Origin of the sequence: Siccirubricoccus sp. G192, from assembly GCF_019084075.1 — a bacterium.
In the GTDB taxonomy this organism is placed as follows: domain Bacteria; phylum Pseudomonadota; class Alphaproteobacteria; order Acetobacterales; family Acetobacteraceae; genus G192.
Window position 1 is genome coordinate 4704671 of record NZ_JAHREN010000001.1, and the last position, 20999, is coordinate 4725669.

18 protein-coding genes and 2 pseudogenes are annotated in these 20999 nt (G+C 71.5%); 11 read left to right on the forward strand and 9 right to left on the reverse strand.

The window, feature by feature from the left end; all coding sequences use genetic code 11:
• The first annotated feature begins 57 nt into the window (after positions 1-57).
• The 3 genes from KSF81_RS22745 (at position 58) to KSF81_RS22755 (ending at position 4532) form a co-directional block, all read left to right on the forward strand.
• On the forward strand, positions 58-1896 hold the full coding sequence (locus KSF81_RS22745) for an HWE histidine kinase domain-containing protein (protein WP_217380898.1): 1839 nt from the start codon (positions 58-60) through the stop codon (positions 1894-1896).
• A 447-nt stretch (positions 1897-2343) separates the two neighbouring features.
• Entirely contained in the window at positions 2344-4002 is a 1659-nt protein-coding gene (locus KSF81_RS22750; RefSeq protein WP_254453701.1) for a peptide ABC transporter substrate-binding protein, read from the forward strand.
• A gap of 107 nt (positions 4003-4109) precedes the next feature.
• Entirely contained in the window at positions 4110-4532 is a 423-nt protein-coding gene (locus KSF81_RS22755; protein WP_217380899.1) for a hypothetical protein, read from the forward strand.
• A gap of 124 nt (positions 4533-4656) precedes the next feature.
• On the opposite strand, the gene KSF81_RS22760 is transcribed toward KSF81_RS22755, so the two are convergent.
• The 4 genes from KSF81_RS22760 to KSF81_RS22775 form a co-directional block, all read right to left on the reverse strand.
• Positions 4657-6231, reverse strand: a complete 1575-nt coding sequence (locus tag KSF81_RS22760) for a PhoX family phosphatase (protein ID WP_217380900.1) — start codon at positions 6229-6231, stop codon at positions 4657-4659.
• Between the two features lie 116 nt (positions 6232-6347).
• On the reverse strand, positions 6348-8663 hold the full coding sequence (locus KSF81_RS22765) for a molybdopterin-dependent oxidoreductase (protein ID WP_217380901.1): 2316 nt from the start codon (positions 8661-8663) through the stop codon (positions 6348-6350).
• A gap of 85 nt (positions 8664-8748) precedes the next feature.
• Entirely contained in the window at positions 8749-9942 is a 1194-nt protein-coding gene (locus tag KSF81_RS22770) for an FAD-binding protein (RefSeq protein ID WP_217380902.1), read from the reverse strand.
• A complete protein-coding gene (locus KSF81_RS22775; RefSeq protein ID WP_217380903.1) occupies positions 9939-11396 on the reverse strand; it encodes an FAD-linked oxidase C-terminal domain-containing protein in 1458 nt (485 codons plus the stop codon). The genes KSF81_RS22770 and KSF81_RS22775 overlap by 4 nt, the downstream gene beginning before the upstream one ends.
• Before the next feature lie 153 nt (positions 11397-11549).
• Here KSF81_RS22775 and KSF81_RS22780 point away from each other — a divergent pair, with 153 nt between their 5' ends.
• Positions 11550-11909, forward strand: a complete 360-nt coding sequence (locus KSF81_RS22780; protein ID WP_217380904.1) for a hypothetical protein — start codon at positions 11550-11552, stop codon at positions 11907-11909.
• A gap of 90 nt (positions 11910-11999) precedes the next feature.
• Here the strand turns inward: KSF81_RS22780 and ykgO are convergent, their stop codons facing one another.
• The 4 genes and pseudogenes from ykgO to KSF81_RS22795 form a co-directional block, all read right to left on the reverse strand.
• Positions 12000-12125 carry a type B 50S ribosomal protein L36 gene (gene ykgO / locus KSF81_RS22785; protein ID WP_043337704.1) on the reverse strand — a complete coding sequence of 42 codons (126 nt, stop codon included), beginning with the start codon at positions 12123-12125 and terminating at the stop codon, positions 12000-12002.
• 76 nt (positions 12126-12201) lie between these two features.
• On the reverse strand, positions 12202-12684 hold the full coding sequence (locus KSF81_RS30400) for an acyl-CoA dehydrogenase family protein (protein WP_309139653.1): 483 nt from the start codon (positions 12682-12684) through the stop codon (positions 12202-12204).
• Positions 12614-13405 (reverse strand): annotated as a pseudogene (locus KSF81_RS22790) (acyl-CoA dehydrogenase family protein); the annotation flags it as partial. The pseudogene KSF81_RS22790 and the gene KSF81_RS30400, both read right to left, overlap by 71 nt.
• Before the next feature lie 30 nt (positions 13406-13435).
• A complete protein-coding gene (locus KSF81_RS22795) occupies positions 13436-14365 on the reverse strand; it encodes a hydrogen peroxide-inducible genes activator (RefSeq protein WP_217380905.1) in 930 nt (309 codons plus the stop codon).
• A 148-nt stretch (positions 14366-14513) separates the two neighbouring features.
• On the opposite strand from KSF81_RS22795, the gene KSF81_RS22800 reads away from it, so the two are divergent.
• From KSF81_RS22800 to KSF81_RS22820, 5 genes and pseudogenes are all read left to right on the forward strand, one after another.
• A complete protein-coding gene (locus KSF81_RS22800) occupies positions 14514-14933 on the forward strand; it encodes a rubrerythrin family protein (protein WP_217380906.1) in 420 nt (139 codons plus the stop codon).
• A gap of 113 nt (positions 14934-15046) precedes the next feature.
• Complete coding sequence (locus KSF81_RS22805) at positions 15047-16390, forward strand: heterodisulfide reductase-related iron-sulfur binding cluster (RefSeq protein WP_217380907.1); 1344 nt, start codon at positions 15047-15049, stop codon at positions 16388-16390.
• A gap of 14 nt (positions 16391-16404) precedes the next feature.
• Entirely contained in the window at positions 16405-17172 is a 768-nt protein-coding gene (locus KSF81_RS22810) for a DUF3501 family protein (RefSeq protein ID WP_254453703.1), read from the forward strand.
• Positions 17166-17740: pseudogene (locus KSF81_RS22815) on the forward strand (peroxiredoxin). The gene KSF81_RS22810 and the pseudogene KSF81_RS22815 overlap by 7 nt, the downstream one beginning before the upstream one ends.
• Before the next feature lie 139 nt (positions 17741-17879).
• A complete protein-coding gene (locus KSF81_RS22820; RefSeq protein ID WP_217380908.1) occupies positions 17880-18410 on the forward strand; it encodes a carboxymuconolactone decarboxylase family protein in 531 nt (176 codons plus the stop codon).
• Position 18411: 1 nt separating this feature from the next.
• Here the strand turns inward: KSF81_RS22820 and KSF81_RS22825 are convergent, their stop codons facing one another.
• On the reverse strand, positions 18412-18879 hold the full coding sequence (locus KSF81_RS22825; protein ID WP_217380909.1) for a hypothetical protein: 468 nt from the start codon (positions 18877-18879) through the stop codon (positions 18412-18414).
• Positions 18880-19076: 197 nt separating this feature from the next.
• Here KSF81_RS22825 and KSF81_RS22830 point away from each other — a divergent pair, with 197 nt between their 5' ends.
• Positions 19077-20078, forward strand: a complete 1002-nt coding sequence (locus tag KSF81_RS22830) for an EAL domain-containing protein (protein ID WP_217380910.1) — start codon at positions 19077-19079, stop codon at positions 20076-20078.
• Between the two features lie 50 nt (positions 20079-20128).
• Complete coding sequence (locus tag KSF81_RS22835; RefSeq protein WP_217380911.1) at positions 20129-20998, forward strand: amidohydrolase; 870 nt, start codon at positions 20129-20131, stop codon at positions 20996-20998.
• Position 20999: the final 1 nt, after the last annotated feature.

Below are 20999 nucleotides of genomic sequence, written 5' to 3' on the forward strand. Positions count from 1 at the left end.
GTCGCCGGGCTTTCGGCATTCCAGGGGGATCAGGCCGGGACTGCTCGCCTCGAGGCCTTGGCGGAGTCCGCCCGGAGCCTGGCTGCGGCGGCTGACGCCGAACTCTCACGCTACGCCGAAAGCCTCGCGATCCTGGCCGCCTCTCCCCTGCTGGACCGTCCGGCGGCGAACCTGCGGGAGTTGGATGCCCAGGCCAGGGCGACCGCGGGAGTGCTCGGGGTTCCGGTCGCGGTCGCCGATACGTCGCTTGCGCAACTCGTCAATACGGCCGCCTCGTTCGGAACCTTGCTGCCCGGCCTTGGCGACGCCGCCGTTGCACTGAGGGCGCTGGAATCCGGATCGGTTGCCTATGGCGAGCAGCTTGCCGCCGGGGCGGACCAGGCCCCTCCCGCGGCCGTGGTTGCCGCCCCCGTCAGGCGCGATGGCGCAGACGTCGCGGTGGTGGCCACCCGGATCGAGGCATCGCAACTCGGACGCGCTGTCGGCACCATGGCGCGCGAGGGAAGGGCAGCAGCCCTTGCCGACCGGAATGGGCGCGTCATCGCCTCGAATACCCGGTTGCCATATCGCGCGCTGCCCGCCACCTCCGGCCAGGGAGCCCGCCCCACCGGATCGGGCCGGGCAAGCGCCGCAGACGGCACCGCTTTCCTCTACGCGACCAGCCCTCTTCGGACGGTCCCTGGCTGGACGCTCATCACCAGTGAGCCGGCGCGGGCGATACCCCTCTGGTCTGCGGCCCTGCCCAGCTTTCTCGGAGCGGGTCTTGCCGCATCGATCGCGGTGCTGGCGATCGGATCGGCACGCCGCCGCCGTCCTCGGGAGCGGGTTGCCGAGGGAATTCTCGTGGCGGAAAGGGCGCGTGCCGCGGCGGAGGACAGCGAGGCCGAGGCGCTGCGGACGCTCTCCGAGCTGAAGCGATTGCACGACACCATCCCCGTCGGCCTCGCCCTGCTCGGCCGGGACCGCCATTTCCTTTCGGTCAATGCGAAGCTCGCCGCCGTGGCCGGCATCTCCGGGGCCGAGCATATCGGACGCTGCCCATCGGATGTGCTCCCGCCAGGCATCGCGGAGCCGATCGAGGATGCGCATCGCCGGGTCCTTGCCACCGGGCGGCCGGTCATGGAACTCCCCTTGTCCGGAGAGGCGCCGGGCACGGTGCGCAATACCCGCCATTTCCTTGCGAGCTGCCACCCCGTCCAGGACGGCGAAGGGCGCAATACCGGCGTCAGCATCGTCCTGCAGGATGTGACGGAGCGCATCCGGGCGGAGAAGGGGCGCGAGCTCCTCGTTCGGGAGCTGAACCACCGGGTGAAGAACACCCTGGCCACGGTGCAGTCCATCGCCAATGCCACCCTCCGCCGCACCGGCGCGAATCCCCAGCGCCTCAGCGCCGACCTGGGGGCGAGGCTGCGGGCGCTGGCCCGCGCCCATGACCTGCTCACCACCCATGCATGGGAGGCCGCCGACCTTGCCGAGATCGCCCGCGCCGCCCTGGCGCCCTGGCTGGACGGCATGCCGGCGCGGCTCATGATCGATGGACCGTCCGGCGTTTTCCTGCGCCCCCGGCAGGCGCAGGCTGTGGTCCTGGCGCTGCACGAGCTTGCAACCAATGCGGCGAAGCATGGCGCGCTCTCCCGCGAGGCGGGATGCGCCAGCCTCCGGTGGCGCACGGAATCCGACGGGCAGACGATCATGGAATGGGTCGAGACCGGCGGACCGGCCGTGGTCGAGCCGCCCCACGAGAAGCGGGGCTTCGGAACGCGCCTCCTGGAACGGGCCCTGGTCTCGGATCTCGGCTCGGGAACCGAGGTTCGCCTTGTCTTCGCGCCGGAGGGATTGCGGGCCCATGTCGCCTTCAGGCACGACAACAGCATGCCCGAGGAGGTTGCCGCCTAGAGCATGATGCGTTCACCTTCGTTCACGCATCATGCTCCAGGCCTTTGTTTGATCGCGTGATTCACGCTTTTCGGTGCGAGCACCTCAAGCGATCACGCTCTAGTGGCCCGATCCTGACGCTTGGTCCCCAAGCGCCAGGTGAATCGGCCCACCAAACCAAGGCTCGTGGTGCAAATCCAACGGTCCTTTCCGTTGGATTTGCACCACCAGGGGTTGCGCCCCCCGGAATTGCCGACGCCGGCGGATTCACGGATGCGGAGCGGATCGCCCTCGGCCTCGCCGGTATTGCAGGATGGGCCATCGGATTGCTTGCGGGCCTGCGGAAAGGATGATGGCATGGGCGATCCCCTGCACCGCATCAGGACCAGTCCCGAACATACCCGGCATGGCCGATCCATCAGGCACCGCACCACACATGGACTGCGCCACCCCCGCCGGCGCGCCGCGATGATGCGCCGGGCTTCGCTGCTGCTGGCGGGCCTTGCGGTCTTCGCGCCCGCCAAGGCCCAGACGCCGCGTGACACCCTCACCATCGGCATCACGCAGTTCCCCTCCACCTTCCACCCCAATATCGAGAACATGGCGGCGAAGTCCTATGTGCTCGGCTTCGCCCGCCGGCCACTCACCGCCTATGACCCGGACTGGCAACTCGCCTGCCTGCTCTGCGAGCAGGTGCCGAGCCTGGAGAATGGCGGTGCCCGGCTGGAGACCACGCCGGAGGGCAAGCCCGGCATCCGCGTCACCTGGCGCCTCCGCGCCGATGCCCGCTGGGGCGATGGCACGCCGGTTTCGGCGGAAGACCTGCGCTTCGCCTGGGAGGCCGGGCGCGACCCGGCCACCGGCTTCGGCCCCGCCGAATTCTACCGTTCCGCCTATGAGCTGATCGTGGAGGATGCGCGCAGCGTCACCCTCCGCTTCGACCGCGTAACCTTCGATTTCGCCAGCGCCGGCGATTTCCAGCCCCTGCCCACGCATCTCGAACGCGCCCGCTGGGAGGCCGAGCCGCGCGCCTATCGCAACCGCACCGCCTATGACACCGAAACCGCCAATCCCGGCCTCTGGAACGGCCCCTACCGCATCACCGCGGTGCAGCCCGGTGCCGGCGTGACGCTGGAGCGGAACCCGGCCTGGCCCGGCCCCGCCCCCGCCTTCCGCCGCATCCAGATCCGCAGCATCGAGAATACTGCGGCGCTGGAGGCGCAATTGCTCGCCGGCCAGCTCGACATGATCAGCGGCGAGCTGGGCCTGCCGGTGGAGCAGGCCGCCGCGCTGGAACGCCGCACCGGCCAGCGCTTCCGCATCACCTACAAGCCCGGCCTGATCTATGAGCATCTCGACCTGCAGCACGACAACCCGGCGCTGGCCGATCTGCGGGTCCGGCAGGCGCTGCTGCTGGCCGCCGACCGTGCGCAGATCGTGGCCCGGCTCTTCGAGGGGCGGCAGACGGTGGCGCATGGCAGCGTCAATCCGCTCGATCCCATGCATGACCCGGGCGTGCGGCAATGGGGCTTCGACCCCGCCCGCGCCAATGCGCTGCTGGAGGAGGCCGGCTGGCGGCGCGGCCCCGATGGCATCCGCCGCAACGCCGCCGGCGAGCGCCTGGGCTTCGAGCTGATGACCACCGCCGGCAACCGCGCGCGGGAGGCGGTGCAGCAGGTGCTGCAGGGCATGTGGCGCGCGGTGGGCATCGAGACGCGCATCAGGAACGAGCCGCCGCGCGTGTTCTTCGCGGAAACCCTCTCCCGCCGGCGCTTCCAGGGCCTGGCGCTGTTCGCCTGGATCAGCGGGCCGGAAAGCGTGCCGCGCAGCAGCCTGCATTCGGAGGAGATACCGCGTGCCGAGCGCAATTGGTCCGGCCAGAATTACGGCGGCTGGCACAATGCCGAGATGGATGCGCTGCTGGAGGCGCTGCCGCAGGAGCTCGACCGCGAAAAGCGCCGCGCCCTCTGGTCACGGCTGCAGGCGATCTATGCGGAGGAATTGCCCTCCCTGCCACTGTGGTTCCGCGCCGATGCGCATGTCTGGCCGTCCTGGCTGCAAGGCGTGCGGCCTACCGGGCATCTGAACCCCACCTCGCTCTGGGTGGAGGAGTGGCGGGTGCGGTAGGCGGGCCGGCCGATGCTCCCGCGCCGCGGTCACGACCAAGTGCATGCCATTGGCGATCCCGCCCGGCCTAGGCTCCGCCGACAGCAACGGGAGGGCAGAACCGCCCCATGCCTGCACGATCCGGCCGTCACCCTTATCTCGATATCTTCACCGCCAGCCTGGTACCCTCCATGCAGCGCGGCCCGGGGCATGCGAATGATCCGCCGCCGGTGGACCATCTGCTGCCGCTGACCGCGGCCACGCCGGAAACCCGCGCCCTGCTCGACCTGCTGGTCGGCGCCGACCACGATCTGCGCGTGGACCATGGCAGGGCCGCCGGCATCAACCTGGAACTGGCAGAGACGCGGCTCCGCCTGGCCGTGAACCGTGACGGCCCAAGCCAGGCCCTGGACTCGGCACTGGCCAGCATCGCCCGGGCGCGGGAGGAGATGGCGAATGGCCGCCCCAGCCGCGCCTGTGCGGCGGTGACCGATGCGGTGCGTGCCGTCCTGCAAGCACCCCACGCCCGCCCGATCCCCGGGGCAGGCTGAGGGCCCCGATGACCATAGCGCCGTCAGGCGCGGAGGCCTGAATCGGCGCCCCAAAGGCCCCGATGACCGCAGCGCCGCCAGGCGCGGAAGTCTGAAGCGGCGCCCCGAACAGCCAAAGGCCGGTTCAGCCGCCGACCGGCCCGCCTGCCTGCCGCAGCAGCCCGATCAGGGTGCTGCGCGGCGGCACCCCCGGCTGGAAGGAGGGCCAGCGCGTGCCCGGCCGCTCGAAGCGTGCCCCCGGTTCCGCGCCGGGGTGGCGGATGGCGGCGAAGAGCACCTCCCCATCCGGCGTCAGCGCCGCGCCGCCGACCGAGGCCGCGCGCGGCGCGCCATAGATCGGCAGCGGCACGCCACGGCTTGGCCCATCCAGGTCGCAGCCATAGAGCCCCTCCGCCTGCTGCCCCACCTGGCCGCCGCGATCGGTGCCGATCCAGGCCCGGCCGCGCGCATCGACCGCCACCGTATCCGGGTTCTCCGGCCAGGCGCTGCCCGCCGGCAGCCCGCCCTGGCCGTAATGCGCCAGCGGGTCGCGCGGGTCGCCGGCGGCGAAGAGCAGCAGGGCCGAGGCGGTATCGGCGCCGTCATCCCCGCCCGCCGCCGAAATCTCGATCACATGGCCGGAGGGCCGGGCCGAACTGCCATGGCAGGCCAGCAGCAGCCGCGGCCGGGTGGGGTCGAGGCCGAGGCCGGACGGCGTGTCCAACGGGCTGCCGCCCACCTGCCGGGCCGCGCCGGCCAGGTCGAGCAGGGCGGCGGTGCCCTGCGGCAGCGGCAGCCAGGCCAGCCGGTTCTCCTCCAGCCGCGCCACCGCGAGGCTGCCGGCATCCAGCGCCTCCTCGCCCGTCGCCGGCCCGGCGGAGACGAAGCGATAGAGGCAGCCGCCCACCCGCCGGTCGGTCATATAGACCACCGCGCGGCCATCCCGCGCCAGGGTCGCCGCCGCGTCGCCATGCGGGAAGCGGCCGAGCGCGGTGCGCTTCACCGGCACGGATTGCGGGTCGAAGGGGTTCAACTCCACCATCCAGCCGAAGCCGCCGGCATCGGCGAAGCGCGGGTCGACGCCAGCCAGCCGGGCCTGCCAGGGCCTGGGGTCGCCCTCGGCCAGCAGCAGCGTGCCCCAGGGGGTGACGCAACCACCCTGCGGCCCCAGCACGCCGATCACGCTGCCGCCCGCCGCCACCGGACCGGCCATGCGGCAGAGCGTGTCGGCGCCGAGACGGCGGCTCTGGAAGCCGCCATCCACCACCACCCAGCGGCCGCGCTGCTTCTCCAGGTTCAGCAGCGAGGCGCCCTGCATGGCGGCGGCCAGGGCCGGCCGGTCCTGCACCGCGCCCGAGGCCGGGGCAGGCCAGGCCATGGCGGGATCGACCGTAGGATGCACCACGGCCAGCACGGCGCGCGGCACGCCATCCGCCGCCTGGACCTGCGGCACCGCGATGCCGGCGACCCGCGCATCCCAGCCGAATTGCGCCGAGGCGCCCTCCGGCGTCACCGTCGCGGGGTTCCAGGGTGGCGCGTCGAAGGTCACGCGGTCGCCCCAGCGCAGCAGCGCGTCGCGCCGGTAGCCCCGTGCCACCGTATCGTCCTGCTTCACCGGCAGCGCCAGGGTATCGAGGTCGTTGCGGCGGATCTGCGCCCGGCCGGGGACCGGCAAGGCGAGGGCACCGGCGGCGGCGAGCAGATGGCGGCGATGGATCATCGCGGGGTCATACCAGGGGCAGCCAGGCGCAACCGATCAAATGCCCTTCACCCGCCGGGCGCGGCCTCCCTGCCCCGCCGGGTTTCCTTCGGATCTGGACGAAAGGGCCCGGGGCGTCAGGCCGCCCCTTCCGCCACGACCGGCGGTGGCGCATGCACCGTGACCGGCGGCAGCGGCCCCTCCCAGCGTTCCACCTGCACCAGGCAGGATTGCGCCGAGGGGCCCTGGCCGAGCCGCGAGGTGCCGATATCGGCGGTCAGCACATTCGGGTTGCCGTGGATGCACAGCGCGTCCGGGTCGCCTGCCGTGGCGGGGTCGTACCAGGCGCCGGTCGCCATGGCGGCCACGCCGCGCAGCATGTCGGGCTTCAGTCGTAGGCCGCCGAGACAGGCGCCGCGGGCATTGAAGACCCGCACGATGTCGCCCTCCGCCAGGCCGCGCGCGGCGGCATCCTCCGGGTTCATCAGGATCGGCTCGCGGCCCTGGATCTTGCCGGCCGCCGCGACGCGCCCGGGGTCGAGCTGGCCATGCAGCCGCGTCACCGGCTGGAAGGTGAGCAGATGCAGCGGATGATCCTGCGTCGCCCCGCCCAGCCATTCGCGCGGCTCGATCCAGACGGGGTGGCCGGGGCAGTCGTCATAGCGGAAGGAGGCGATGGTTTCGGAAAACAGCTCCACCTTGCCGGAGGGGGTGTCGAGCGGGTGCTCCTCCGGGTCGGCGGCGAATTCGGCGAATTGGGTGTATTCCTCGCCGGGCTCGATCGGCGGCACCTCGATATGGCCGGCCTTCCAGAAGCCGTCGAAATCCGGCGCCTCGAAGCCGAGCGGCGCGCAGGCTTGGCGCCAGCGCTCATAGAGGTGGCGCAGCCAGGCGCCCTCGTCGCGCTGCTCGGTGAAGCGGTCGCGGTAGCCGAGTTCCTCCGCCAGATCCGCCAGCATGTCCACGTCGTTGCGCGCCTGCCCCTGGGGCGGCACGGCCTGGTGCATGGCGCGGATGAAGCGGTCGCGCGAGCTGGAGGCGATGTCGTTCCGCTCCAGCGTGGTGGTGGCCGGCAGCACGATATCGGCGTGCCGCGCCACCGCCGTCCACCAGGGCTCCTGCACCACGACGGTCTCGGCCCGCGCCCAGGCGCGTTGCAGGCGCGGCAGGTCCTGGTGGTGGTGGAAGGGATTGCCGCCGGCCCACCAGATCATGCGGATATCCGGCAGGACGATGTCGCGGCCATTGTATTGCAGCACCCCGCCCGGCCGCTCCAGCATCTCGGTGACGCGGGCCACGGGGATATAGAGGCCGACCGGGTTGCGGATGCCTGGCCCGGAGACTGCCGGCAGGTCACGCCGCGGCGCGCCCATGCCGTTGGTGCTGCCATAGCCGAAGCCCACGCCCTGCCCCGGCTTGCCGATGGTCCCCAGCATGGCGGCGAGGGCGATCAGCATCCAATAGGGCTGCTCCCCGTACTCCGCCCGTTGCAGCGACCAGGCCGCGGTCAGCATGGTGGGCTTCTCCGCGCATTCCAGCGCCAGACGGCGGATGGTGGCGGCGGGGACGCCAGTGATGCCCTCGGCCCAGGCGGGCGTCTTCGGCGTGCCATCCGCCTCGCCCAGGATATAGGCGCGCAGCCTCTCCCAGCCGGTGCAATGTGTGGCGAGGAAGCTGCGGTCCTCCCGCCCCGCCTCCACCAGCACATGCGCCATGGCCAGCATCATGGCGGCGTCGCTGCCCGGGCGGATCGGCACCCATTCGGCGCCGAGCTCCGGCTCGGTGTCGCCGCGGAAGGGGGAGATATTGACCAGCCGCACCCCTGCCGCGGCGGCCTGCCGCATCAGCGGCAGGTAGTCATGCCGCCCCATGCCGCCGGAGAGCACCAGCCCGTTCTTGGCGGCCAGCCCGCCGAAGCAGAGCATCAGCTTCGCGTGCCGGGCGATGGCCTGCCAATCCGTCATGCGGCCCAGCACCACCTCATTGGTGCCGAGGATATGCGGCAGCAGGGCCTGGGCCGTGGCATAGGAATAGGCATTGACCGAGGAGGTGAAGCCGCCGCCCTGGCCGAGGAAGCGCTGCAACTGCGTCTTGGCATGGTGGTAGCGCCCGGCCGAGGCCCAGCCATAGGAACCGGCATAGATCGCGGTGTCGCCATGCAGTGCGCGGGTCTGCCGGACCTCCTCGGCCAGCAGCCGCGTCACCCGGTCCCAGGAGACGGGCACGAAGGGATCGCCGCCGCGCAGGTGGCCGCGCCGCCGCCCTTCCAGCCAGCCCTGGCGGATATAAGGGCGGTCGATGCGGGAGGGGGCGTGGACCACATCCGGCACCGCCTCGATCAGGCTGCCCGGGAAGGGGTCGGGGCCGAAGGGGCGGACGCCCACCACCCGGCCCTTCTCCACCACCGCGTCGAAATAGCCCCAATGCGAGGCCTGTGGCTTGATTTCGGTCATGCGGCGTTTCCCTGGCTGGCCGAGGAAGGTGCCACCAGGGGGGGGCGGGGCGTCCACCCGGGGCGGGCCGCCGCCCCGCAGCGACCTACAGCCCCGCCCGCATCCGCCCTGGATTCAGCACGCCCTGCGGGTCCAACGCCGCCTTCACCCGGCGGCCGATGGCGGCCAGCGGGGCCGGCTCCTCCGGCAGCACCGCCACGGCGGCGCGCAGCGGCTCCGGCGCCCGGAACAGGGTGAAGCCGCCGCGCGAGGCCGCCGCCGCTGCCATCACGGCGGCATGCGCCTTGGGCGTCGCCGGGCCGGCGGCCCAGACCAGGCCGCCACCCCAGTCGAGCAGCAGCCGGGCCCCGAAAGCCTGCCGCAGCGCCGCCGCCACGGTGGGGCCGGCGGTGGGTTGGACCGAGACGCGCCAGACCGCATCCGCCGCCGCCGCGCGGAGCAGGCCGGCATCGCCCACCGCGCGCCAGAGCGGGCGGCTGGTGGCCTCGTCCAGCACCGTGCCGCCGAGTTCCTCCCGCAACCGGCGGAGCCGATAGGCGACGAACTCGGAAAACTCCTCGATCCGCAGCAGGGCGACGGGGCCGGAGAGGCCGAAATCCGCCGCGCCCGCCGGCAGCAGGGCCGCGCCGGAGACGCCGTAGGGGCTGCCCAGCCCGGCGGAAAGCACCGCCACCCCCGCCGCCAGGTCCCGCACCGGCACCGCGAGGGTCCCCACCGCAGGCGGCGCCGGCAGCACCTTCAGCGTGATCTCGGTCAGCACGCCGAGCGTGCCATGGCTGCCGGTGAGCAGCTTGCAGAGATCGAGGCCGGTGACGTTCTTCAGCACCCGCCCGCCGCTGCGGAACACCTCGCCGCGCCCGTCCACCGCGCGGATGCCCATGACATGGTCGCGCATGGCGCCCCAGGCGATGCGACGTGGGCCGGAGAGGTTGGTGGCCACCACGCCGCCCAGCGTCGCCGGCCGGTCGGTGCCGAAGAGGGCCGAGAGGTCGGGCGGCTCGGCGATCAGGTGCTGGCCGTGCCCGGCCAGCGCCGCCTCGATCTCCGGCAGCGGCGTGCCGGCCCAGGCCGAGAGGATCAGCTCCTGCGGCCGGTGCAGGGTGATGCCGGTGAGGTTGCGCAGCGACAGGGCGCGGGCCGCCTGCACCGGCCGCAGCAGGGCGCGCTTGGTGCCGTTGCCCTCGATCGAGAGCGGCTCCCTCGCCGCCGCCGCGGCGGCGACGATGGCGGCGACGCCGGCCTCGGTATCCGGCGCCTCGGTGTCGAGGGCGGCGCTCATGCGGCCCGCGGCAGGGTGGGCGCGAAGGCGGGGTTGCCCTCCAGCGGGAAGACCTTGGCCGGGTTCAGCAGCCAGTCCGGGTCGAAGGCCGATTTCACCGCGCGTTGCAGGTCGAGTTCCTTCGCCGTGAATTGCACGCCCATCAGGTCGCGCTTCTCCACGCCGACGCCATGCTCGCCAGTGAGGCAGCCGCCGACCTCGACGCAGAGCGTCAGGATATCGGCGCCGAATTGCTCGGCCTTGGCGAAGCTGGCGGGGTCGTTGGCGTCGAACATGATGAGCGGGTGCAGGTTGCCGTCGCCGGCATGGAAGATATTCGCCACCTGCAGCCCGTATTGCTCCGACATCTCGCCGATGCGGCGCAGCACGGAGGGGAGTTCCCCAGTGGGGATGGTGCCGTCCATGCAGAGATAGTCGGGGCTGATGCGGCCCACCGCCCCGAAGGCGCCCTTGCGGCCCTTCCAGATCGCCACGGATTCCTCGGCGGTCTGCGCCACGCGCAGGCTGATCGGGTCGAAGCGGGTGCAGATCTCCTTCAGCTTGCCGAGCAGCAGGTCCTGCTCCGCGACGCTGCCCTCGACCTCGATGATGAGCATCGCCTCGGCATCCAGCGGGTAGCCGGCATGGGCGAAGGCTTCGCAGGCATGGATGGCGGGGCGGTCCATGAATTCCAGCGCGACGGGGATGATGCCGCTGCCGATGATGGCATCCACCGCCTGGCCGGCGATCTCGTTCGAGCGGAAGGCGGCCAGCATGGCCCGCGCCCCCTCCGGGCCGCGCAGGATGCGCACCGTGACCTCGGTGACGACGGCGAGCTGCCCCTCGCTGCCGGTCAGCAGGCCGAGCCAGTCGAGCCCCGCGGCATCCAGGTGGCGGCCGCCGATCTCGAAGACCTCGCCCTCGATCGTCACCAGCTTGAGGCCTAGCAGGTTGTTGGCTGTGACGCCGTATTTCAGGCAATGCGCGCCGCCGGAATTCATGCTGACATTGCCGCCGATCATGCAGGCCAACTGGCTGGAGGGGTCGGGCGCGTAGAAGAACCCGTCCGCCTCGACGTATTTGGTGATGCCGAGATTGGTGACGCCGGCCTCAACCACCGCCAGGCGGTTGGCGTAGTCCACCTCCAGGATGCGGTTCATGCGCATCAGGCCGAGCACCACCGCATCCGCCAGCGGCAGGGCGCCGCCGGAAAGGCTCGTGCCGGCGCCGCGCGGCACCACGCGGATGCCCATGCCATGGCAATAGCGCAGTAGCGCCGCCACCTGTTCGGTGGTGTTCGGCAGCACCACGGCGAGCGGCGGCTGGCGATAGGCCGAAAGCCCGTCCGTCTCATAGGGCTTGAGGCGCAGCGGCTCGCTGATGACGCCGTCGCCGGGCAGGATGGCATGCAGCGCGGCCACGATCTCCTCGCGGCGGGCCAGCACCTCGGGTTTGGGATCGGGCAGCCTGATCACGACCGTTGCTCCTGTGATGCCGGGAAAATGGGCCGGCCCGGGGGCGGCGGCAAGCACCCACTGCCGGTCTCCCTTTGGCCTCCCTTTGGCCGGGCTTGCCCCGGCGGGGCGGCGCGGCCAATCTCCGCCGCCACCGCATCCCGGGAGACGCCCTTGCCTGTGCTTCGCATGCTGCTGCTCGCCGCCGCCCTCTGCGGCCTGGCCCTGCCCGCCGGCGCCCAGATCCGCGAGGGCGCCTATCAGGTGGAGGGGCAGAACCCGGATGGCACCACCTATGGCGGCGTCTTCATGCTGCAGGAAGCGGCGGGCGCGAGCTGGCTCGCGACCTGGCAGGTGGCCGATGTGCGCCTGGTCGGCCTCGGGCTGATCCAGGGCGGCGTGCTGGCCGTATCCTTCGTGGTGAACGGCAGGCCGGGCATCGCCGCCTATGAGGTGGAGGCGGACGGCTCGCTGCGCGGAAGCTGGACCACCGGCGGCGGCCTCGGCACCGAGATCCTGAAACCCCACCAGTAGAGCCAGCCGAACGCGAAAAGCCGCCGCGGCGATGCCGGCGGCGGCTGCGAACCACCCGAGGCCCCCGGGCCAGGTGGCCCGGGGCAGGCTTCAGCCCTGGCGGGCCTTCAGCCGGGGGTTCTTCTTGTTCAGCACGTAGAGCCGGCCGCGGCGGCGCACCACCACGCAGTTCTTGTCGCGCGTCTTCGCGGTCTTCAGGCTGTTGCGGATCTTCATGGCGGCAGTCCTTGGAAGGCGGTCGCGTCTAAGGGCGGGGTCCGGTCTTGTCAACCGCTGGGGCTGGTCGCGCAGCCTATTCCGCCGCCAGCTTCAGGAAGCCGTCGCGGGTCTGGGGCAGCTTGCGGCCGAGGATCTGCTCCGCCACCTGGGTCCGCAGCACCTGCGCCGTGCCGCCGGCGATGGCGAACATCCGGGCATCCCGCACATAGCGCTCCATCGGGTTCTCCCGGCTATAGCCGGCGGCACCCCAGACCTGCAGCGCCATATTGGTGACCTCGATGGCGGAATCCGCGGCCAGCACCTTGGCCTGGGCGGCGGCCAGCCGGTCCGGGAAGCCGTTCGGCCCGGCGCTGCGGGCGGCGCGCCAGACCAGGGCGCGGGCGGCCTCCAGCCTGATCGACATATCCGCCAGCATCCAGCCGAGGCCCTGGGAATCCGGCGATTGGCCGGCCGAATTGCTGCCGCCGCTGCGCGAATTCCAGCGCATGGCCATAGGCGCCGGCGGCCAAGCCCAGCGCCACCGTGGCGGCGCCGACCCGCTGGCCGTTATAGGCATCCATCAGCCGCCCGAAGCCGCGCGCGGCGCCGCCCGGCGGGCGCAGCATCATGGCATCCGGCACCTCCAGCCCCTGGAAGCGGATCTCCGCCTCCGGCATGCCCTTCAGCCCCATGGAGGGGATGCGGCGGTGGATCAGCAGGCCGGGCGGATCCCCCGCCCCGTTCCGCACCACCAGGAAGCCGCCGATGCCGCGGTCCTGCCCGGCCTCGACCATGCGGGCGAAGATCAGGTGCAGGCGGGAGATGCCGCCCCCGGTGATCCAGTGCTTCACCCCGTCGATCACCCAGGTATCGCCATGCCGCACCGCCCGGGTGGTCATCTCGGTGGCGGCGGAGCCAGCCTCGGGCTCGGTGATGCAGATTGCCGGCTTGTCGCCGGCCAGCACCAGATCGGCAGCGATCCGCTTCTGTTGCGGCGTGCCATAGGCCATGACGGCGCCGAGCGCGCCCATATTGGCCTCCACCGCGATGCGGCCGCAGACGGCGCAGGCCCGCGAGAATTCCTCGATCACCAGCACGGCGTCGAAATAGGAAAGGCCCGGCCCGCCCCATTCCTTCGGGATGGTGAGGCCGAGGAAGCCCGCCTCGGTCATCAGGCGGACCATCGGCCAGGGATATTGCTCGGTGCGGTCCGTCTCGGCGGCCTGGGCCGCGGCCTCCCGCGCCAATTCGCGGGCGCGGTCGCGCAGGTGCTGCTGCTCCGGGGTCAGGCCGTCCATTGCCGCGTTTCCTCCTTGTCTCGCTTCGGGTTAATCCACCCGGACCGAGGCCGCAATGGCCGGCGCCAGGCTGCGGGATTCCGCGGCGCGCGGGCTGCGGCCGCGCCAGGCCAGGGCCAGGCTGCGGGCCGGCACCGGGCCGGCGGGGGTGGCGGGCTCCAGCGGCCGCACCTCCACCGCCGCCCCGGCCAGCACGCCGCCCTGCACCGCCAGTTGCGGCAGCAGGGTCACGCCGAGGTTGCTCGCCACCATCTGCACCAGCGTGTGCAGCGAGGTGGCGGCGAAACCCTCCTCCCCCGGAGCCACCCCATGCGGCAGGCCGCAGGCGTCCAGCGCGTGCTCCCGCAGGCAATGCCCATCCTCCAGCAGCAGCAGCCGCTCGGCCGAGAGCGCGCCGACCGGGACCCGGTCGCGCGCCGCCAAGCGATGGCCGGCGGGTAGCGCCGCCAGGAAGGGATCGGCGGCGATGGGCAGGGTCTCGGCCTCGCCGCAGGCGCAGGGCAGCGCCAGCAGCAGCAGGTCGAGCCGGCCGCCCTCGAGCTGCGCCACCAGCCGCTCGGTCTGGTCCTCCCTGAGCCAGAGCCGCAGCCGGGGGAAGGCGGCGCGCAGCACGGGCATGAGCCGGGGCAGCAGGAAGGGGCCGATGGTCGGGATGATGCCGAGGCGGAGCGGGCCGGAAAGCGGGTCCCGCGCCGCCGCCGCCGTCTCCACCACATCCTCCAGCGCGGCCAGCGCGGCACGGGCCCGCGCCACCACCTCCAGCCCGAGCGGGGTGAAGACCGGGCGCTTGGCGGTGCCGCGTTCCAGCAGCGCGGCGTCCAACTGCCGCTCCAGCGCGATGATGCCGGCCGAGAGGGTGGATTGCGTCACCGCAGAGGCCGTGGCGGCGCGGCCGAAATGGCCGTGGTCGGCCAGGGCGAGCAGGTAGCGGAGCTGCTGCGGGCTGGGCAGGGCTGTCATGGGGCCTCCGCAATCATCGATTCATTCGATGAAAATAACCAAAACTATTCATTAGCAGGCTTCAAAACGCCATGCGATAGGGATGGGGTGGCGGCCCCAGGTGGCGACACCCCGGCCGCCGCATGGGCCGCAATAATGGAGAGGAAACATGGCAGCGTTGAAGGGCAGCAAGACCGAGGAAAATCTGAAGGCCGCCTTCGCCGGCGAATCCCAGGCGAATCGCCGCTACCTCTATTTCGCGCAGAAGGCCGATGTGGAGGGCTTCAACGACGTGGCCGCGGTGTTCCGCTCCACTGCCGAGGGCGAGACCGGCCATGCGCATGGCCACCTGGAATTCCTGGAAGGCGTGGGCGACCCGGCGACGGGCCTGCCGATCGGCCCGACCGACCACAACCTGAAGGCCGCGATCGCCGGCGAGACGCACGAATACACCGACATGTATCCCGGCATGGCCCGCACCGCCCGCGAGGAAGGCCATGACGAGATCGCCGACTGGTTCGAGACGCTGGCCAAGGCCGAGCGCAGCCATGCCGGCCGCTTCCAGCGCGCCCTCGACACGATGGCCTGAACCGGGCCCGGGGCCGCGTGGCCCGGAGGCCTGAATCGGGACGATCCAAGGAGCATCGAGAACCGTGGGGACGGGCCCTTTCCCGTCCCCGCGCGACGGGGGAAGCGAGAAGAATGCGAGAAGGCAGCCTGGAGGCACCCACGCGGCATCCGCTGGCGTGGCAGGAACCCGAATTCTACGACGAGGCGAGGCTGGACGCGGAGATGCGGCGCGTCTTCGACATCTGCCATGGCTGCCGCCGCTGCTTCAATCTCTGCGACAGTTTCCCCCGCCTCTTCGACCTGGTGGATGCCTCGCCGACCGGCGAGCTGGACGGGGTGGAGAGCAAGGATTTCAAGCCGGTCGTGGATGCCTGCACGCTCTGCGACATGTGCTACATGACGAAATGCCCCTATGTGCCGCCGCATGAGTTCAACCTCGACTTCCCGCATCTGATGCTGCGCTACCGCGCGGTGGAGGCGAAGACGCGGGGCATCCCGCTGGCGGACCGGGAGCTGGCCAGGACCGACCGCAACGGCAAGCTCGCCTCGCTGGCCCCGGCCCTGGCGAATTGGGCGAGCGGCACCAGCAACAAGACGACCCGCAAGCTGCTGGACAAGCGCGCCGGGCTGCACCCGGAGGCGGCGCTGCCGCGCTATGCCGGCACCCCCTTCGTCAAGCGCGCCGGGGCCGAGAGCCCGGCGGTGAACGAGGACGCCCCCGCCTTCGGCCGCAAGGCGGTGCTCTACGCCACCTGCTTCACCAACTACAACGACCCGGAGGCCGGGCTTGCCGCGCGTGCCGTGCTGGCGCGGAACGGCGTCGCCACCACGGTCGTGCATCCCCGCTGCTGCGGCATGCCGCTGCTGGAACAGGGCGATATCGCCGCAGTGGCGGAGAATGCGCGGGTCGTGGCGGCGGAGCTCGGCCGCTGGATCGACGAGGGGCACGACATCATCGCGCTGGTGCCCTCCTGCTCGCTGATGCTGAAATCCGAATGGCCGCTGATCCTGCCGGAGGATGCGGCGGTGAAGCGGCTGGCCGCCGCCACATTCGACATCAGCGAATATGTCATGGACATCGCCCGCAAGGAGGGGATGGCGCCGGGGATGGCGAAGCTGGAGGGCGATGTCACCATCCACCTCGCCTGCCATGCGCGGGCGCAGAACATGGGCCAGAAGGGCGCCGAGATGCTGCGGCTGATCCCGGATACCAAGGTGACGGTGCTGGAGCGCTGCTCCGGCCATGGCGGGTCCTGGGGCTTCAAGCGCGAGCATTTCGAGACGGCGCTGAAGGTCGGCCGCCCGGTGGCGCGCCAGGCGCGGCAGGGCGGCGCGGCCTATGTCACCTCGGAATGCCCGCTGGCGGGGGTGCATATCGCCCAGGGCATGGACCGGCTGGGCGGCGAGGGCGCGGCCCCGGCGCTGGTCTCGCACCCCGTGCAGTTGCTCGCGCGCGCCTATGGCATCGAGGCTTGAGGGGAAAGCAGAGCATGGCGAACCGGCACCAGATCACCGCCGCCGAGATCCTGCCGCGCGCGGAATATGCGAAGATCCGCGCCGAGGAGCGGCGGCGCATGGCCGCGCTCAAGCGCAACCGCCGCGTCGAGATCGGCCCCTTCGTGACCTTCCATTTCGAAAGCCACGACACCATGCGCCATCAGGTGCAGGAAATGTGCTGGATCGAGAATGGCGGCGCCGAGCAGATCCCGGAGGAGCTTGCCGCCTACAACCCGCTGGTGCCGCAGGGGGCGGAGCTGGTCGCCACCTTCATGATCGAGATCGATGACCCGGTGCGGCGGAAGCGCATCCTGGGCGGCCTCGGCGGCATCGAGGAAACCGCCTTCCTCCGCCTTTTCGATGAGACCGTCACCGCACATCCGGAGGCGGACCAGGATCGCACCACCGAGGAGGGCAAGGCCTCCTCCGTGCAATTCGTGCATTTCCCCCCTTACCCCGGCCCAGATCGCCCGGTTCCGCACCCCGGGCGCCGAGGTGGTGCTCGGCCTCGGGCACCCGGAATTACGGCCATATGGCGGTGCTGCCGGAGGCGGTGCGGGCGGAATTGGCGCGCGACCTGGACTGATGCGGGCCCGGTCTCGACCATCGACGCAGCCGATCAAAACGCCAAAAACTATTCATTGGAACAAGCGAAGCGGAAGCCGCATATCCCCGGTGCAGCGGCGCAACCGGCGCCGCGCGGGCCAGGCTTTGGCCCCTTCACCGAACCACTTCATTCCAGGGATGGATCTGCATGCTGACCGTTGGCGACAAGTTCCCGAGCTTCAACCTGGATGCCGTCAAGGGCGGCCCCGAGGGCCTCGGCGGCCCGGGCAAGTCCTTCACCAAGGTCTCCAGCGAGTCGGATGCGGGCAAGTGGAAGATCGTCTTCTTCTGGCCGAAGGACTTCACCTTCATCTGCCCGACCGAGATCGCCGCCTTCGGCAAGCTGGCCGGCGATTCGCCGACCGTGACGCGGTGGTCTACGGCGTCTCCACCGACAGCGAGTTCGTGCACCTGAACTGGCGCGTCTATAACGACGACATCCGCGACCTGCCGATCCCGATGCTGGCCGATATCAAGCGCGAGCTGGCCGAGGCGCTGGGCATCCTCGACAAGGAAGCGGGCGTGGCGCTGCGCGCGACCTTCATCGTGGACCCGGATGGCACCATCCAGTGGGTGGGCGTGAACGGCCTCAATGTCGGCCGCAACCCGCAGGAAGTGCTGCGCGTGCTCGATGCGTTGCAAACCGACGAGCTCTGCCCCTGCAACTGGGAGAAGGGCAAGGACGTCCTGAACCCGGAGAAGCTCTTCGACAAGGCGGCCTGACGAGACGGCGCGGGGCACCGCCCCCGCGCCAGCCCGCCCCCTATGCGGGGGCGGTGCGCCGAGCCGAGGCGAGGGGAGCACCCCCGGGCGCCTCGGCTCCGCCCACCGTGAAAACCAGAACCGAAGAGAGGAGCCCGCGATGTCGCTGGAAGCCCTGCGCAACCGCCTGCCCGAATACGCCAAGGACCAGAAGCTCAATCTCGGCAGCTTGGCGACGGAGCCGGCGCTGGACGAGCAGAAGCGCGCCGGCTGCTTCATCGTCTCCGCCATCGCCTCCCGCAATGCCGAGGTGACGCGCGCCATCCTCGCGGAATTCGGCCCGAAGCTCTCGCCCGAGGCGCTGACCGCTGCCAAGGCGGCCGCCTCCATCATGGCGATGAACAACATCTATTACCGCTTCACGCATCTGGTGGGCGGCGACTACGCCTCGATGCCGGCGAAGCTGCGCATGAACGTCATGGCGAGGCCAGGCGTGGACAAGGGCGATTTCGAACTGTGGTCGCTTGCCGTCTCGGCCATCAATGGCTGCGGCATGTGCATGGAATCGCACGAGAAGGCGGTGCTCCAGCACGGCATCGGCAAGGAGCAGGTGCAGGCCGCGGTGCGCATCGCCGCCGTGGTGCATGCCACCGCCGCGACCCTCGATGCCGAGGCTGCGCTGGCGGCCTGATTCACGCCGCCTTCATGCTTCCCCCCGCATGCTGCATTCCTTCGCTGGGATAGGGATGCAGCTTCGGGATGGATACTGGCGGTGACACGCTGCGCCCGGCGCGCGCGCCACGCCCCGTGGCGGATCGCGAGCGTTTCCTCACCTTCGCGCTGACCGCGGCGGAGATGCTGATCGAGGTCTCGCCGGAGGGCCGCATCGGCTTCGCCGCCGGCACCTTCGAGAGCCGCATGGGGCAGCCGCCCCAGGCCTGGCTCGGCCGCCCGGTGCGGGAGATGGTGGCGCCGGCCGACCGCCGGGATTTCGAAATGTCCTTCGGCCTGCTGCTGGCGCGGGACCGGCTGCCGCCGACCGGCTTCCGCCTGGCCGATGCGGCCGCCACCCCGATCTCGGTCGCCGGGCTGCGGCTGCCGGAACGGGACAGCCAGCGTCTCTGCCTGACCTTCGCCGCCATGCCGCAGCCGGCCGCCACCCCGCCCGCCAGGGGGCTGGGGGGGACCGGCGGCACTGCGCGAGACCGGGGAGGCCGGCCTGCGGCGCGCCGGCCCGGGCGGAACGCTCGGGCTCATCGAACTTGCCGGGCCGGATGGCCCGCTGGGCGCGGAGGCAGGGCCGCTCGGCCCGCTCATCGGCCAGACCCTTGCCGATGCGCTGGCCGCCGATGCGGTGGTGGGGGAATTGGCGGCCGGGCGCTATGGCGTGATCTCCGGCACCTCGGCCGACCTCGCCGCGATCGGGGCGCAGATCGAGGCGGTGGTGCGGAAGGCCGGGCTCGATGCCGCCGTCGCCACCAGCAGCCTGGCGCTGGATGCCGAGGGACTGACGCCGATGCAGGCGACGCGGGCGCTGCGCTATGCCCTCTCCACCTTCGCTCGTGGCGGGTCGGCGGCGATGCAGCAGGCGGGTTTCGCCGATGGCCTCTCCGGCTTCGTCGCCATCGCCTGCTCGCGGGCGCTCGCATTGCGCCAGGCGATCGCCGAGCGGCGCTTCGGCATGGCCTTCCAACCCATCGTCTCCCTCGGCGACGGCGCGATCCACCATGTCGAGGCGCTGCTGCGGCCGCAGCCGGGCCCGGACGGGGAATTGGACCAGCCCGGGGATTTCGTCACCTTCGCCGAGACCGTGGGCCTTTCCGAGGAATTGGACTGGGCGGTGCTGGAGGCCGTCTGCGGCGCCGCCCGGCGGTCCCGCGGCATCCGCATCGCCGCCAACCTCTCCGGCCTGTCGCTGCAAAGCCCGGGCTTCCGCGCCAGGCTGCTGGAATTGCTGGATGCCGAGCCGCTGCTCGCCTCCCGCCTGCTGATCGAGATCACCGAAACCGCCGAGATCGAGGAGGAGGCCGAGGCGGTGCGCATGGTGGAGGCGCTGCGCCGCCGTGGCCTGCCGCTCTGCATCGACGATTTCGGGGCCGGTGCCGCCGCCTTCCGCTATCTCCGCGCCTTCCGCGTGGACTACGTGAAGATCGACGGCACCTATGTCCGCAACGCCATGCGGAGCGAGCAGGACCGCGGCATCGTCGCCGCCATGGTGGACCTGGCCCGCAATGTCGGCGCCCGGGTGGTGGCCGAGCAGATCGAAACCGGGGCCGAGGCCGCGGCCATGCGCGATCTCGGCGTGGATTACGCCCAGGGCTGGCACTTCGGCCGGCCGGGGCCGCTGCCGGGCGGTTGACCCGGCGCGGGCTCCGGGCTCCCATCCCGCCAAGGGACAGCGAGGCGGCGATGCGCGACAGGACCTGCAAGGCACCCGACCCGGCGACGCGCGCCCCGCGCTTCCGCCTGCCGCCCGGCGCCTGCGACGCGCATTGCCATGTCTTCGGCCCCGCGCATCGCTACCCCTATGCCCCAGACCGCGCCTATACGCCGCCCGATGCGCCGATGGAGGAATTGCGCAGGGTTCACCGCATGCTCGGCGTCTCCCGCGCGGTGATCGTGCAGGCGAGCTGCCATGGCACCGACAATACCGCCATGCTGGACGCCATCGCGGAATCGGGTGGCGCCTATCGGGGCGTGGCGATCCTGGGTGGCGGGGAGAGCGATGCGGAACTGGCGCGGCTGCATGCGGGCGGCATCCGCGGCGTGCGGTTCAACTTCGTCCGCCATCTCGGCGGCACCCCGGACCTCGATGTCTTCGACCGCGTGCTGGGGCGGATCGAGCCGCTGGGCTGGCATGTGGTGCTGCATCTCGATGCCGAGGACATCCTCGAACATGCGGCGCGCATCGGGCGCCTGCGCGTGCCCTTCGTCATCGACCATATGGGCCGGGTGAAGGCGCGGGCGGGGCTGGACCAGGCGCCCTTCCGGCAATTGCTGGAGTTGATGCGCAACCCGCTGGCCTGGGTGAAGGTCTGCGGGGCGGAGCGGGTCTCCTCCGCCGGCGCCCCCTTCCAGGACGCGGTGCCCTTCGCCGCCGCGCTGATCGCGGCGGCGCCGGACCGGGTGCTCTGGGGCACCGACTGGCCGCACCCCAATATCAGCGGCGACATGCCGAATGACGGCGACCTGGTGGACCTCCTCGCCCGCTTCACAACCGAGAAGGCGCTGCTCCGGCAGGTGCTGGTGGAGAATCCGGCGCGGCTCTACTGGGGCTGAT

What these genes read in the sequence shown, in the direction of transcription:
- ykgO (WP_043337704.1), bottom strand. Translation starts at nt 12,125, where the DNA reads ATGAAGATCCGCAACAGCCTGAAGACCGCGAAGACGCGCGACAAGAAC.
- KSF81_RS22765 (WP_217380901.1), bottom strand. Translation starts at nt 8,663, where the DNA reads ATGACCGAAATCAAGCCACAGGCCTCGCATTGGGGCTATTTCGACGCG.
- KSF81_RS22805 (WP_217380907.1), top strand. Translation starts at nt 15,047, where the DNA reads ATGCGAGAAGGCAGCCTGGAGGCACCCACGCGGCATCCGCTGGCGTGG.
- KSF81_RS22835 (WP_217380911.1), top strand. Translation starts at nt 20,129, where the DNA reads ATGCGCGACAGGACCTGCAAGGCACCCGACCCGGCGACGCGCGCCCCG.
- KSF81_RS22795 (WP_217380905.1), bottom strand. Translation starts at nt 14,365, where the DNA reads ATGACAGCCCTGCCCAGCCCGCAGCAGCTCCGCTACCTGCTCGCCCTG.
- KSF81_RS22755 (WP_217380899.1), top strand. Translation starts at nt 4,110, where the DNA reads ATGCCTGCACGATCCGGCCGTCACCCTTATCTCGATATCTTCACCGCC.
- KSF81_RS30400 (WP_309139653.1), bottom strand. Translation starts at nt 12,684, where the DNA reads ATGCCTATAACGGCCAGCGGGTCGGCGCCGCCACGGTGGCGCTGGGCT.
- KSF81_RS22820 (WP_217380908.1), top strand. Translation starts at nt 17,880, where the DNA reads ATGTCGCTGGAAGCCCTGCGCAACCGCCTGCCCGAATACGCCAAGGAC.
- KSF81_RS22760 (WP_217380900.1), bottom strand. Translation starts at nt 6,231, where the DNA reads ATGATCCATCGCCGCCATCTGCTCGCCGCCGCCGGTGCCCTCGCCTTG.
- KSF81_RS22750 (WP_254453701.1), top strand. Translation starts at nt 2,344, where the DNA reads ATGATGCGCCGGGCTTCGCTGCTGCTGGCGGGCCTTGCGGTCTTCGCG.
- KSF81_RS22810 (WP_254453703.1), top strand. Translation starts at nt 16,405, where the DNA reads ATGGCGAACCGGCACCAGATCACCGCCGCCGAGATCCTGCCGCGCGCG.
- KSF81_RS22800 (WP_217380906.1), top strand. Translation starts at nt 14,514, where the DNA reads ATGGCAGCGTTGAAGGGCAGCAAGACCGAGGAAAATCTGAAGGCCGCC.
- KSF81_RS22770 (WP_217380902.1), bottom strand. Translation starts at nt 9,942, where the DNA reads ATGAGCGCCGCCCTCGACACCGAGGCGCCGGATACCGAGGCCGGCGTC.